Genomic DNA, 13828 nt, shown 5'->3' with positions numbered 1-13828 from the left:
AGGAGGGGGTTCACAATGGGAATAGAATATCTTGGGCTGAGCAGCGTCAATGGCCCTCTCGTCGTATTGGAAGGTGTGCAGGATGCCTTCTTTGATGAAATCGTGGAGTTCGTCATTGACAGCAACACGAGGAAAATGGGGCGTATCGTAGAGCTCTATGAAGACAGGGCCGTCATTCAGGTATTTGAAGGAACCGAAAATATGTCCCTTAAGAATACCCATACGAAGCTGACCGGTCATCCTATGGAGGTTGCAGTATCTCCGGATATGCTCGGGCGTACCTTCAACGGTATCGGCCAGCCTATAGACGGACTTGGCCCCATCGTTTCAGATGATATGAGGGATGTCAACGGCCTCCCTCTGAATCCGGTCCGCAGGGAATATCCCCGCAACTATATCCGGACCGGAATCTCAGCAATCGACGGGCTGACCACGCTGATCCGGGGACAGAAGCTCCCGATATTTTCCGGCAACGGCCTGCCACACGACCAGCTGGCCGCCCAGATAGTTAAGCAGGCTTCGCTTGGAGATAAATCAGATGAACAGTTTGCTGTCGTGTTCGGCGCTATGGGCGTCAAACATGACGTCGCGGACTTTTTTCAGAAAACGTTTGAAGAGAGCGGCGTTGCGGACCATGTCTGTATGTTCCTCAACCTGGCAAACGACCCGGTCGTGGAGCGGCTTATCACACCAAAGGTAGCCCTCACAGTGGCGGAGTACCTTGCCTTTGAACTGAATATGCACATTCTCGTTATCCTGACAGACATGACCTCTTTTGCAGAAGCCATGCGTGAGGTCTCCTCTTCAAAGGGTGAGATTCCTTCCCGTAAAGGATACCCCGGCTATCTGTACAGCGAACTGGCTACCATCTACGAACGGGCGGGCATTATTGAAGGGGCCAATGGCTCCGTGACACAGCTTCCGATTTTGACGATGCCCAATGATGACATCACGCACCCGATTCCCGACCTCACCGGGTACATCACCGAAGGCCAGGTCGTGCTCGACCGGAGCCTGCACGGTCAGGCCATCTATCCTCCGATAAGCATCCTCCCTTCTCTGTCCCGGCTTATGAAGGACGGCATCGGAGCCGGATATACGCGGGAGGACCATCAGGATCTGGCCAACCAGCTGTTTTCCGCCTATGCCAAAGTCGGCGAGGCCAGGAACCTGGCATCCGTCATCGGCGAAGATGAGCTCTCTCCTATTGATAAGCAGTATCTGAAGTTTGGGGAAGAGTTTGAACACCACTACATCGGGCAGGGGCCTTCTGAGAACCGCTCTATGATAGAGACGCTCGACCTTGGCTGGAAGCTTCTGGCACTGCTTCCAAAAGAAGAGCTGGACCGTATAGACACGAAGATTATAGACAAATACTACACGCAACAGGCAGAATAAGGGGGGAATTATATGGATCCGCGGGAATTTCCGACCAAGGGCAACCTGATGCTTGCGAAGAACTCACTGGCGCTTGCACACCAGGGCTACGACCTGATGGACAAAAAACGGAATATACTTCTCAAAGAGCTTATGGGCTTGATTGACGAGGCCAAGGATATACAGGAAGAGATCGACTCCACCTTTACACGGGCATATGCCTGCCTGCAGCGGGCCAATATCGAGCATGGAATCAGCATGGTACAGCAGCTTGCCTTCACTGTCCCTATTGAAGATTCCATCCGCATTCAGACGCGAAGCATCATGGGGACAGAGATTCCGTATGTCAAATATGACGCTAAGCAGAACGACCTGACCTACTCCTTCAGCACCACGTATGAATCTATCGATATCGTCCGTGAGGCATTCCGTGATGTAAAGGAACTGACGATCAAGCTGTCCATGGTAGAAAATGCTGCTTACCGCCTGGCCACCAATATCAAGAAGACGCAGAAACGCGCTAACGCCTTAAAGAATATAACCATTCCGATGTACAGCAACCTCGTATATACGATAACAAATGCTCTCGAAGAGAAGGAGCGGGAAGAATTTACGAGATTAAAGGTCATCAAGAAAATGCAGTCGAAATAACAGTGGTGCCGCAGAATCATCAGATTAGATGACCTGCGGCACCATTTGTTATCTTTACGCTTCTCTAAAGTATACAGATTATTTTGGAACTTTTTATGCCTGAAGTCCTTCAAACACTACCTTCACCTTAAACTGGTCTCCGTCTATATCCACCGACATGCTGCCTCCCATATTCTTCGTGAAGCTTTCCGCAATCGCAAGTCCAAGTCCGTGCCCTTCTGTATTGCGTGATTTATCCCCCCGGCTGAACCGCTCCATAATTTCCTCCGGGCCGAAATCCATCTCATAAGAGGCCGTATTCTTGACTGATACATATACCTGGTTTTCTTCCCTCCCCGCATCGATATATATCCTCGTCCCCTTCAGGGAATACTTGAGCGCATTGCTTATGATATTCTGAAGCACGCGGTAAAGCTTCTTTCCATCCCCTACTATATTAAGGCTCCTGTCATCTACTCTTTCACGAATGGCCATGCCGCTTTTGACGACTGCGTCTTCCATGTCCCCAAGCGTCTGTTCGAGAAGCTTCTTCATATCCAGCTCTTCCAGCTCCAGGTTCACTTCCCCGCTTGTGGATTTTGACAGGTCAAAGATATCCTGTATCATATCTTTGAGCTGTTCCTGCTTCAATGCAAGGACATCGACATAATCTTTTGCCTCATCTCCCATCTCTTCTTTCTTAAGCAGATCTATATAACCGACCATCGATGTAAGAGGCGTCTTTAAGTCATGAGACACATTTGTTATCAGATCAATCTTCATCCGTTCCGCCTGCATCTGCTTTTCCATAATCCGCTTGAGGTTTGCACCGATACTGCTGAGCTTCTTCGAACCTTCATATAGCAGCGAATCCTCTTCTTCGATTGCCTGTGCGTTTAGTTCACCATCTGACATCTCATCTATCTGACGCAGCAGGCATGCAGTATCTTTATATACCTTGTTATTTCTAAAGCTCTTGATATAGCATACATAGGAGACCACTGCCAGGACGGCAATCACGACGACCCCGAACGGATCTCCCCACTGTAGTCCGCTCTTCCAGACAGCACCTACTGTCCCTGCCAGGCATACCGTCGCTATGATGAAGGATGCCCTGCTGTTCTCCCGCATCGCCTTCTCAAATGCCATGGAGAATCTCCTCTTCTGAACAGTATCATATATGACGGACGATTTTTTCAATGTTCCCTGGAGCACTCTCCTGCCAAGCAGTACGATGCAGCCTGTGCCGATAAGCGCCACCGGAAAGTAGAACAGAACGCACGTCACGAGTATCATGCCATATGAAACGATTCGAATGCAGTAAAATAAAGTTCCGTCCATTATCGAAGAATGGATTCCCATAAACCAGACCCACAGGTCAAGCAGCAGCCCTGCCGCCAGCACTTCTGTCCCAATAGTATCTATCTTCCATCTCTTCATATCTTTCCATGCTCTTGCCGGATAAAAGTGAAAGAACACGGATACTGCTATGATAAAGAGGGATACAAATAGATAGCATAAAATCTTGAACTGCTGATTCACGTTCCATCCGCCGAACCACCTGGATGATACATACACTCCTGAGCATACAGCAATTCCTGCTGCCGATGCAAGATACAATGCCAGCGACGCCTTTCCTCTGTTAGTCATATTTTTCAATCTTGTAGCCAATTCCCCACACCACCTTTAAGTATTTTGGATTCTTCGGAGTTATCTCTATCTTTTCCCGGATTCTCCGGATATGTACCATGACAGTCTTCTCACCGGCATATACGTCCTCCTTCCAGACTCTGCTGTATATCTGCTCTGCCGGAAATACATATCCCGGATGTTCCATCAAAAGCTCCAGGATCTTATATTCCGTAGCTGTCAGCTGCGTCTGCTCGCCGTCAACCGTCACCTGCTTCGTGTTCTTGTCGAGCACGAGGCCGCCGGTCCTCAGAACAGCTCCGGTGTCAGCCTGAGTGGCCGCACCGAGGGCAAAGTATCTTCTAAGCTGCGACTTGACCCGCGCCATCAGTTCCGCTGTATTGTACGGCTTCGTCACATAGTCATCGGCTCCCATGGACAGGCCGATGACCTTATCGCTCTCTTCCGTTTTCGCCGACAGCATGATAACCGGTATATTGTTCCTTTCCCGTATCTTCATGAGCGCCGACAGGCCATTTAACCGGGGCATCATCACATCCAGTAGAATCAGGTGGACTTTATCTGTGACAAGCAGATCCAGCGCTTCCATGCCATTATAAGCCCTAAGCACATTATATCCTTCCAGCTCCAGAAGTTTGCCAAGAGACCTGACGATCTCTTTATCATCATCCACTACCAATACCGTATACTGTTCCATCATTTTCCTCCGCTTCATTCCTTACTGCATATCTATAGTAGCAAGAAATACTAATTATTTTTCTGTATATTTCTAACAAATTCTTTAAGTTTTCTATCGGAACAGCAAAATCCTCTGTTCAGCATAGACTGGACAGAGGATTTGATAGCATCCGCAATTATTTACTCTTCTATCGTTCACCCGTTCCCCCGCACAACGTACAGAGGGATGAGCCTGTGCCGTTGCAGAGCCTGCAAGTTGTCGTCTCTGTATATGAAGACGAACCCGAGCCGTAGTTAGGGGCATACTTCGTCGTATATTTCTTTCCCACACCTTTGCAGCTTGTGCACATCACGGATCCAGCCCCTTTGCATTTCGAACATACAGAAGGGCTCCTGTCATAACTGAAATCAGGTGATACATGGCCTCCGCCACCTCCGGCATTGCCTGTATGCGCATCCTGTCCTCCTGTATGTGCGTCATACTCAGGATTGTCTGCCTGACCCGTACCTTCGCACGTCCAGCAGTTGGAATAGCCGGTGCCTTCGCAGTATGGACATCTGTAGCCAGACGTAAACTGCGTGGCTTCATGCTTTCCTTTGCCATCACACATCGTACAGAATTCCTTCCCCGCGCCTTTGCACGTCGGACACGTTATCTTCTCGGGAACCTCCGGTTCCTGTACCGGATCGGCAGCATCACTTGCTTTGCCTGCACTCTCTTCACCGTCGGTATCCCCCGTCTCTTCACTTGCACCGTACGCTTCTTCTTCCGGTTCTGCAGCCTCTTCTTTCTGGCTCCCCTCTTCCACCTTATCTTTAAGCTCCTGCAGGCTCGTTTCATCAGGCGGACTTCCACTGCAGGCAGTCAGAAGCAATACAGCGGCCAGCAACGCCGGCAGATATCTAATCTTCTTCACGGACAGCACCTCCTGTGCTGAATTCTAAATCTACGGTACAGTATATGTGCGGCCAGGCCCCGTTCATGTCAGAACTCGAACACTGCCACGCCGTACGCCGGCAGATTGTATGCAATCGAGTATGGCTTTCCGTCACATTCAGACTTGGCAGCCTTATATACGAGTGGCCTTTCTTGCCCGGTTCCGCCATATTGGATGTCATCACTGTTAAGGATAAGCTTATATTGCTTTCTCCTGGGCACGCCGACCCGGTAGTCCCCCCGTTCCACCGGCGTGAAATTGCAGATGAACAGCAGGTTCTTCTTGCAGTCCCTTGAATGCCTTACAAAGCTGAAGATACTCCGCTCTGCATCGTCCGCATTGATCCACTCAAATCCTTCCCACGAGCTGTCCATCTCATACATGGCCTTATTGCGCCTGTACAGATGGAGCAGGTCTCTGACCCAGTTCTGCATCTGGAGGTGTTCCTCCTCCGCCAGCAGATACCAGTCAAGCTCTCTCTCTTCACTCCACTCACGCAGCTGCGCAAATTCCTGGCCCATGAACAGAAGCTTCTTTCCCGCATGACCCATCATAAAAGCATAGCCGGCCTTCAGATTCGCATATTTATCTCTGCCGATGCCAGGCATCTTGTTGAGCATGGAACACTTCAGGTGTACCACTTCATCATGGGAAAGCACAAGGATATAGTTCTCGCTGTAAGCATAGCTCATGGCAAAAGTCATCTGATTATGAGCACCTTTCCTGTAGATTGGATCCAGCTTCATATACTCCGTGAAGTCATGCATCCATCCCATATTCCATTTCAGGCTGAATCCAAGACCGTCCTCTTCTACCTCTCCCGTCACCTTCGGCCAGGCCGTAGATTCTTCCGCTATCATCAGCGCGCCTGGATTTCTGCCAAGCACTACGGAATTCAGGTGCTTGAAGAAGTCGATGGCCTCAAGGTTCTTATTACCGCCATACTTATTGGCTATCCATTGTCCGTCCTGCTTCCCGTAGTCAAGGTAGAGCATGGATGCCACCGCATCGACGCGCAGGCCGTCCACATGATATTGTTCAATCCAGAACAATGCATTCGAGATGAGGAAGTTACGCACCTCATTCTTCCCGTAATCAAATATCTTCGTCCCCCAGTCCGGATGCTCCCCCTTCTTAGGATCTGCATATTCATAGGTGGGTGTCCCGTCAAAGTCCGCCAGTCCGTGGGCGTCCCGCGGAAAATGCGCCGGTACCCAGTCGAGAATGACGCCGACCTTGTTCTTGTGCAGGTAATTGATCATCCAGGCGAAATCCTGCGGCGTCCCATATCGTGACGTCGGGGCAAAGTATCCTGTCACCTGGTATCCCCAGGAGCCGTCATATGGATGCTCGGCTATTCCCATCAGCTCAACGTGAGTATAGCCCATATCTTTAACATACTTTGTAATTTCCTTTGCGAACTCACGGTACGTATAGAACCCTTCGTCTTCCCGCCCAAGGTGGCGCTTCCAAGATCCGATATGGACCTCATATATGGACATCGGCTCCTCCCTGTGATTCCACTTGGCACGTTTCTCCATCCAGATTTGGTCCGTCCACTTTAACCCTGTTATATCTGCTATCCTTGAAGCAGTTCCCGGCCTCAGTTCGGCATAATTAGCATAGGGATCCGCTTTGAAAATGTACTGCCCGGAATAGGTCTCGATACAGAACTTGTACATCTCTCCTTCTTCAGCTCCGGGAATAAAGCATGTATATATGCCAAGCGGTTCTCCTCTCTCCATGGGATTCGCTTCCATATCCCAGTCATTAAATTCCCCCACAACGGTCACCGCTTTAGCATGAGGCGCCCATACGGCGAAATATACCCCCGTCTTCTTGCCTCTGGTTACCTTGTGTGCCCCCAGCTTTTTATAGATTTCATAATGGTTTCCCTGTCCAAAGAGATAGTGGTCCAGTTCTCCAATCTCATATGACCTCTTTCTTTTTTCTGCCATACCGTCACCCCTCGCATTCCTGTCTTTATTTACGTTTATTATACTTTAGACAGGAATAAAAAGAAAGGGTTTTGACAAATGTTGCCTTGCCAGAACCCTTTCTTTATGTTCCTAAATCCTGAAATCCTCTTCCTTCAATATGATTCTGTCAGAATCGTCCGTACTCTTTCCGAACACTCTTCTGGCCAGGTGCTTCACGTTAGCCTTCTGAGAGTGCGATATTGCCTCATCCATAATCTCCTTGACTTCTGCTACGGTAACTGCATGGTCTTCCCTCTGCATAACATCTATCCTGCTGTACAATGCAAGGATTCCCATCTCATCAAGCTTATAGCCGTTCTCTTTGGCATATGTCTGGCCGAATGTCACAAGCTCATCATTGATGAATACCGGAAGTTCCAGCCTGGAAGTGAACTTCTTTCTGAATTCCGGATTGGCCGTGAGAATCCTCTCAAGCGGTTTTCTCTGGTCTTCCAGTACAAATAGAAGCTCTCCTGTCTTCTTCTCCATCAGATAATTCAGTTCCTTCACGGTTCGTGAGTTCAGCTTTCCGGCCTTCTCTATGATAATTGCCCCGCCGCGCAGCTTCTGGATAATATTGGACAGTTCTTTCTTGTTCAGTGATTCACCTGTTACTATTGCTACCTTGCCCTGTTTCAGGTTCCTCTGCTTCTGAATCGCTTTTACGATATCCACTGCCAATACAGTCTTTCCCGATCCTTTTCGCCCTATCACCATCAGGTTTCCTGTCTTGGATGTCCCTTCACGCTGTGCTCTTCTGTCGTTATCCAGCACTTCGACAATCTGCTCACTCATACCTCTGACCGGAACGAAATAAGAAAACAATTTTTTCTGTTCCTCCGTAAGCCCTGCCTTCAGGCCGATTTCGCTCGTCGCGCTCAGGTCATAACGTCCAGTCACGACAAAACCGGTGTCGAAGGGGACACCTCCTCCTTTGGACTTTTTAATGCGCTTCTGAATCTCCTCCTCAGAAGGCTCTTCAATCACAAGCTCTTCTTCCGGTTCGTCTGCTTCCGGCTCATCATCGTCGAAGAAATCATCTTCGTCATAGTTGTCCCCGAAGTCTTCTTCGTCAAAATCATCCTCACTTTCCAAGTCTTCCTCTTCGTAGTCTTCTTCCTCAAAATCGTCTTCGTCGAAGTCTTCTTCGTCGTCGAAATCATCTTCGTATCCGTCTTCTTCGTCATAGCTGTCCTCATCGGCATCTTCGGCTCCGAAGTCGTCTTCAAAATCATCTTCCTCTAATCCGCTATCGAAATCGTCCTCAAAATCATCTTCATCTTCCGGAACATCTTCCATCTGGAGCTCTTCTACGAGGCTGCCCATATTTTCTAATGGTTCATCTTCCTCATAGTAATCCGTCTCTTCTTCCGGTTCCGGCTCCGGCTCAGCAACTCCGTGTTCCAGTTCCTCCATAAGCTGTCTGATATCCTCCGTCATGCTTGGAACCGTCTTCTTGGCCTTCTCTTTTGACGCTGATTCATCTGCCTTGCGGGCTGCCTCTTCTTCTGCTGCCTTCCTTGCCGCTTTTTGCTCCGCGGCTTTGCGGGCTGCTTCGGCTTCCGCTTCTTTAGCTTCTTCCGCTGCTCTTCTTCTGGCCGCTTCTTCCGCCGCTTTGCGGAATGCTTCTTCTTCTGCCGCCTTTCTGGCTGCCTCAGCTTCTGCTGCTTTCCTGGCTGCTTCTTCTTCTGCCGCCTTCTTTGCCGCTTCTTCCTCCGCTGCTTTCCTTGCCGCTTCTTCCTCTGCTGCCTTGCGGGCCGCTTCGGCTTCCGCCGCTTTCCTTTCTACTTCTCTGCGTTCCGCTTCTCTGCGCTTCCTGGCTTGTTCTCTTTCTTTGCTGATGCGCTCTACATCTTCCTGTTTCTGCTTTTCAATCGCCTCTGCATGGTCCTTCTGCTTTGCTTCCCATTCCTGCAGAATCTCTTCTATACGCATCTGGCCCGTTATACGTAATTCTTCTGTCTTCTCGGCCATCGCTTTTTCTTCTATATCAATACCGCTGGCAACCTTCACTCCATTCGCCAGTGCTTCCTGCAGCGTAGCCCCTTTGACAATCTTCGTAATCGGTGATTTCTGACGGTTCTGGAGCTCTTCCAGTTCCTCCAGCTCTTCTACCGGAATTCTGCGTGTCTCATCTGACGGAACATCCATCTCCTCTTCCACAGCCTTCAGCACCTCATCGATTGCCGGCACTTCTGTTGTCATATCCTTCACTGTGGGTTCTATCGAGGGCAGCGGCGTCTCTTCTTCCGGCAAGCTGACTGCATCCTCCGGTATCGCCTCTTCCTCCGGCTCCGCTGCGATAACCCGGCTGCTTCTAATGGGGGCCTCCGCTGCCGCCTTCTTAACCTGGGGTTTCTTTGCCGCTCCCGGACGGCTGTCGTACTTCTCCTGCTGCAGCGGGGTCAGCGGCTTATACTTCATCTTAAGCTCCATAGCCTGATACACATATTTCCCTTCACTGAACCACAGTATCAGGTCATCGCATTCTTCCAGACACTCTGCAGTCATCCCTGCCTCATGATATAACAGGGCAAGCTCATACGCCCATTTTTCGACATACTCTGACTTCTTAAAATCTTCAAGCGCCGCAATCTGCTCTTCATAAGGCGCTTTCTGTACCTTAAGAATCTTGTACTTTAATATGTACTGGTTAGGATCCTTAGGCGCCAGCTTGACAAACTCTTCGTAGCAGTCTGAGGCTTCTTCGATATCATTAATCTTAAGAGCAAGCGTTCCGAGCCGGTACACGATCTTCCTGCTCCCCGGAGATCTGTCATAGGCTACGAACAGAATATCCCTGCTCTTCTGATACTCTCCATTATATTCATATATTTCACTGACCGTATTGAGCATGGCTGCATTCTTCACCCTTCTCCAATCCACGGTATCAGCTATTTCCATCGCTTTTTTATATTGCTTTTTCTCCATATATTCGAGCATTTGCTCTGTTTTTACACGATATTCGTATTTATCCAAAGTTCTCACCTCAATAATATTTTTTATACTATTCCTCTCCTGTGTCTCTTAACATTCGCAAGTTTATGCTATAATACTCCATAATTCACTGATATAAGTTTATCATAAGCCTATATCAATGTCAAAATATAAGCATAAAAAATATTAATATTATGTTACAAAACATTACAAATCAAAGAAGTGGAAATATATCCCATGTTATTGCATAGGATAGAGCTTTTTTATTGTAATAAAAAAGCAGCCATCATAATCATTCTGACAATGATGGCTACCTTATATTTAATTTTATCATATTCTTATTATTTATCGGAGGTTCATTTTTGATTCTATTCCCTAAAGCCTATCTCCTTTTTATATTCGAATTATAACTCAAAGCTTCGGACTATAAGATTATAATCTTCATATCATTATTTATATCCCTCTTTTTTCTCTATATAAGCCAGTCAACCCGGTTATTATACCTATAGCCGTTCCGACCATAGCCTCCGCCCTTATTCCTTCGTCTACAGCCGTATTAAGTTATTTCTTCTATAACCACTGCCTATATAGCTCCCATTATATAAATTCAGATATATTAGCTGATGTTTCTTCACACATCTTCTAATCTCTTTGAACTATCTGTGGTATATACTATCAATATGTCTGCAAATACGAATCTTGCCATTCCGGTTATTCTTCTTCTCCGAATATTCTTTTTATTATTTATCTACCGGTTTATTCTCTATTGTTAAGGCTTATTCTACGGGAATTTATATTTGCCATACCACTAACATATTGAGATTTTGATTCTGATATTACATTGTCCAATGGATTAAGCCTCCTTTTCCTTATTTCCAAATATATATCTCACCTACATATGAGATATAATTTTTATAATCCTTTGAAAAATGGACTGCATATATCGTTCATTATATGCACTTCCCTTTCTCAAGAATCTCTTTCTCGTCAAGATTCTTTTTTGGATTTCCTTTGGATTGACTATATAATATCATCGCCCTTTTTATTTGTCAATACTATTTTCGATATTTTAATTCATTAATTTATAATTGTATTAATTCAACTAAATATTCTGTCTATTCAAACATTCAGACATATCCGTACAACATTCCTTTATAGGATGATATCATCAATTTTGCTGTAATTGCTTAAGCTGTACGATTCTACGATATTTCCCTGGACGATATACAGGACATCCCCTATATAGATTCCCCTCGCAGCTACCATTCCGCTGCCGTTAATCTCTTCGTCAAGAAGGCATTTGAACCCGTCCTCGGCACTGTAGCTGAAAAGGTAATACTTCTGGCCGCCGGCTTCATATCCCGGGAATCCGATGAGATTCTTCCCGGCATCGACCAGAGCCGCTTTATAATCGTAAGATACATCCGTACTGTATACATTGTCCAGCACATACGTATCTTTTTCTTTTACGTCTGTCATATCCGTTATATCGAACATCGTAAGTTTGACTCCTCCGGTGACGGACGTATGTTCATCTACATCCATTCCGATGCCGATCAGAAGTCCCTCGCCGTAAAAGTGCAGATAATCGGAAAATCCGGGTATCTTTAAAGCCCCTTTTATCTCTGGCTTCTCAGGATCTGAGAAATCTACGGAATACAGCGGGTCAGTCTCCCTGAAGGTCACGAAGTAGCCTGCGTCTCCCATAAACCTTGCGGAATAAATCCGTTCATCCTCTGCCAGGCCCTCGATGGAACCGATAATCTTCAGCTTATCATCCATGACATAGACCGAGTTCGTGTCCCCTACCGTGGCTGCCACCCTGAGATAGCCCTTATATTCATCGATAGAGAACGTGTCATTCAGATAGCCGTCAAAAGTCCCCTGAGCTTCTGCTTTGAGCCTGCCGTCCTTATATGCAATCTTTCTTACCGTCGTACTTGTCTTATCCGGTTCCTCCCACTCATTTTCATAATAATAGATATTCTCATTGCTCACATATATCTCGCCGCCTTTGGAGAAGATGGCCTTGCTGTCTGTAATCGTATCCGGGTTCTCTATATCAAGTGCTGTTACGACTTCATACATATTGCCCATATCTGCCGGCGGAAGGTATATATCATCAAACGCCAGCGGCTTTTCATTGACGATCGGCACGAAAGACTTCTCATCCTTCCGTGCTATGCCGGTCCCGGTGTAGTAAGTGCTGAACAGATACAGATAATCACCCGACATCCTGGATGAGCTGTAGGAGCCGCTCTGACGTATCTTTCCTATCTGGGCAGGTTCTGAGGGATCAGCCACGTCGTAGGTCACTGCTTCTGTGGATGTGCTGCTGTCCATATCCCGTAACAGGGTTCCATCTCCTCCTTGCGTCCTGCTGCAGATCATGACCAGCCGCTTCTTTTCCGGATTCAGATAGAATTCTTCTATCGCCGTCCCTTTTTCCGCACTTATGCTTCCATATTCTTTGAGGACGCCTTCCTTCGCCTCGACGACCGCAATCTCCTGACGGCTGTCCTTGAGTACATAGAGATACTTTCCGTCCGTTTTGGACGTATCTGCCTCATCTACCCCTTCCTGCCTGACGTTCGTAGAAGAGTATGCACTTGCGGCGGCACCCGAATCAGATTTGCTCATCTGTGCTGCGGTGTTGCCGGCAGACTCGGCGGAAGAATCTTCTGTTGCTATTTCTTTGCTTTCCAGCGCCCCATATGCTGCTTCCATATTTTTCTGCTGCTTATTGTAATTCTCAATATAGGAATATATCTGATCATAATCCTTTGCTGATGCTATAGCATCGCCGCCTGTGGCAGATTGTTGTTCTGTCTTAACCTTTCCAGTACCTCCGTTATTCCACATGACGGCTAAGGATACCCCGGCCACCAGCACAAGGCAGGCTGCCGCAAGGCCGGCAATCCTGGCGGGGCTCCATCTTCTGGCCTTCTGATTATGAACTTCCAACATCTTTTCCACCGCATCAGGACGTAAGCTGTCCGGCGTCTCAATGTCTCTCGTCTTTTCATCAATCTTTGTCACGATGTCTTGTTCCCTTTTATCCATATCGATGCCCCTTTCATTCATATCACATTATCTAAGCTATCTAAGCACACATTCCATCTTTTCCAGCGCCCTCTTCCTCTTAGATCGCACCGTGCTGGCATTCAGGCTCAGCATCGACCCGATTTCGGCACTGTTGTAGCCGCCGAACACCGACAGGCCGATGACGAGCTGCTCTTCATCCTCCAGCACAAAAAACGCCTGTTTCACATCCAGCGCCAGGCCATAGTCGGGCTGCACCCCGGCAGCATCTTGGTACACTTCTAAAGACTGTTCGCTGCTTTTGTGATTGGCATCCTTCCTGAGCTTCCTCTTGCATACATTAGCCAGAATGGTAAATATCCAGCTCTTGAACGACTCCGCTTTCCGAAGTTTTCCGATATTTTCGAAAGCGGATACCACCGCCTCGCTGACTGCATCCTCCGCGTCATGACCATCCTTCACCAGACACAGGGCAAACCGGTACAGATCATGGTAAACCGTCTCATACAACTGTGCAAACGTACTTGCATCACACTTCATATCCTGCCCTCCCATGAGATATGACAATATCTTTTCCTAATACCTGTGATATAAATA

At 47.6% G+C, this 13828-nt stretch carries 9 protein-coding genes; 2 read left to right on the top strand and 7 right to left on the bottom strand.

Translation table 11 applies throughout. The features are described 5' to 3' along the window. Positions 1-15 precede the first annotated feature (15 nt). The gene (locus HJV72_RS03835) at positions 16-1398 is read left to right on the top strand and encodes a V-type ATP synthase subunit B (RefSeq protein ID WP_208068803.1); all 1383 of its coding nucleotides are present in this window, start codon (positions 16-18) and stop codon (positions 1396-1398) included. A 12-nt stretch (positions 1399-1410) separates the two neighbouring features. Continuing rightward, a complete protein-coding gene (locus HJV72_RS03830; RefSeq protein WP_049728468.1) occupies positions 1411-2028 on the top strand; it encodes a V-type ATP synthase subunit D in 618 nt (205 codons plus the stop codon). Positions 2029-2121: 93 nt separating this feature from the next. On the opposite strand, the gene HJV72_RS03825 is transcribed toward HJV72_RS03830, so the two are convergent. The 7 genes from HJV72_RS03825 to HJV72_RS03795 all read right to left on the bottom strand — a co-directional run bounded on the left by HJV72_RS03825 (position 2122) and on the right by HJV72_RS03795 (position 13771). After that, complete coding sequence (locus tag HJV72_RS03825; protein WP_208068802.1) at positions 2122-3657, bottom strand: sensor histidine kinase; 1536 nt, start codon at positions 3655-3657, stop codon at positions 2122-2124. Next, complete coding sequence (locus HJV72_RS03820) at positions 3650-4354, bottom strand: response regulator transcription factor (RefSeq protein ID WP_243765505.1); 705 nt, start codon at positions 4352-4354, stop codon at positions 3650-3652. Before HJV72_RS03820 ends, HJV72_RS03825 begins: the two co-directional genes overlap by 8 nt. A 169-nt stretch (positions 4355-4523) precedes the next feature. Then, positions 4524-5252 (bottom strand): hypothetical protein, encoded by a 729-nt coding sequence (locus HJV72_RS03815; protein ID WP_208068800.1) that lies wholly within the window; start codon positions 5250-5252, stop codon positions 4524-4526. A gap of 68 nt (positions 5253-5320) precedes the next feature. Beyond that, the gene (glgB, locus tag HJV72_RS03810; protein WP_208068799.1) at positions 5321-7231 is read right to left on the bottom strand and encodes a 1,4-alpha-glucan branching protein GlgB; all 1911 of its coding nucleotides are present in this window, start codon (positions 7229-7231) and stop codon (positions 5321-5323) included. 111 nt (positions 7232-7342) lie between these two features. Then, positions 7343-10231, bottom strand: a complete 2889-nt coding sequence (locus HJV72_RS03805; RefSeq protein WP_330618765.1) for a hypothetical protein — start codon at positions 10229-10231, stop codon at positions 7343-7345. A gap of 1110 nt (positions 10232-11341) precedes the next feature. Beyond that, positions 11342-13252: a beta-propeller domain-containing protein gene (locus HJV72_RS03800; protein WP_208068797.1), complete on the bottom strand. Its 1911-nt coding sequence runs from the start codon at positions 13250-13252 to the stop codon at positions 11342-11344. Between the two features lie 36 nt (positions 13253-13288). Continuing rightward, on the bottom strand, positions 13289-13771 hold the full coding sequence (locus HJV72_RS03795) for an RNA polymerase sigma factor (RefSeq protein ID WP_208068796.1): 483 nt from the start codon (positions 13769-13771) through the stop codon (positions 13289-13291). Positions 13772-13828: the final 57 nt, after the last annotated feature.

Origin of the sequence: Extibacter sp. GGCC_0201 (assembly GCF_017566055.1) — a bacterium.
Classification (GTDB): Bacteria; Bacillota; Clostridia; order Lachnospirales; family Lachnospiraceae; genus Extibacter.
Note: the sequence above shows the minus strand (reverse complement) of the source record. Positions and strands in the feature narration are given on the sequence as shown.

Bases quoted from the DNA above. Each gene is read 5' to 3' on its own strand.
- HJV72_RS03835 (WP_208068803.1), top strand. From the start codon at position 16: ATGGGAATAGAATATCTTGGGCTGAGCAGCGTCAATGGCCCTCTCGTC.
- HJV72_RS03830 (WP_049728468.1), top strand. From the start codon at position 1,411: ATGGATCCGCGGGAATTTCCGACCAAGGGCAACCTGATGCTTGCGAAG.
- HJV72_RS03825 (WP_208068802.1), bottom strand. From the start codon at position 3,657: ATGACTAACAGAGGAAAGGCGTCGCTGGCATTGTATCTTGCATCGGCA.
- HJV72_RS03820 (WP_243765505.1), bottom strand. From the start codon at position 4,354: ATGGAACAGTATACGGTATTGGTAGTGGATGATGATAAAGAGATCGTC.
- glgB (WP_208068799.1), bottom strand. From the start codon at position 7,231: ATGGCAGAAAAAAGAAAGAGGTCATATGAGATTGGAGAACTGGACCAC.
- HJV72_RS03800 (WP_208068797.1), bottom strand. From the start codon at position 13,252: ATGGATAAAAGGGAACAAGACATCGTGACAAAGATTGATGAAAAGACG.
- HJV72_RS03795 (WP_208068796.1), bottom strand. From the start codon at position 13,771: ATGAAGTGTGATGCAAGTACGTTTGCACAGTTGTATGAGACGGTTTAC.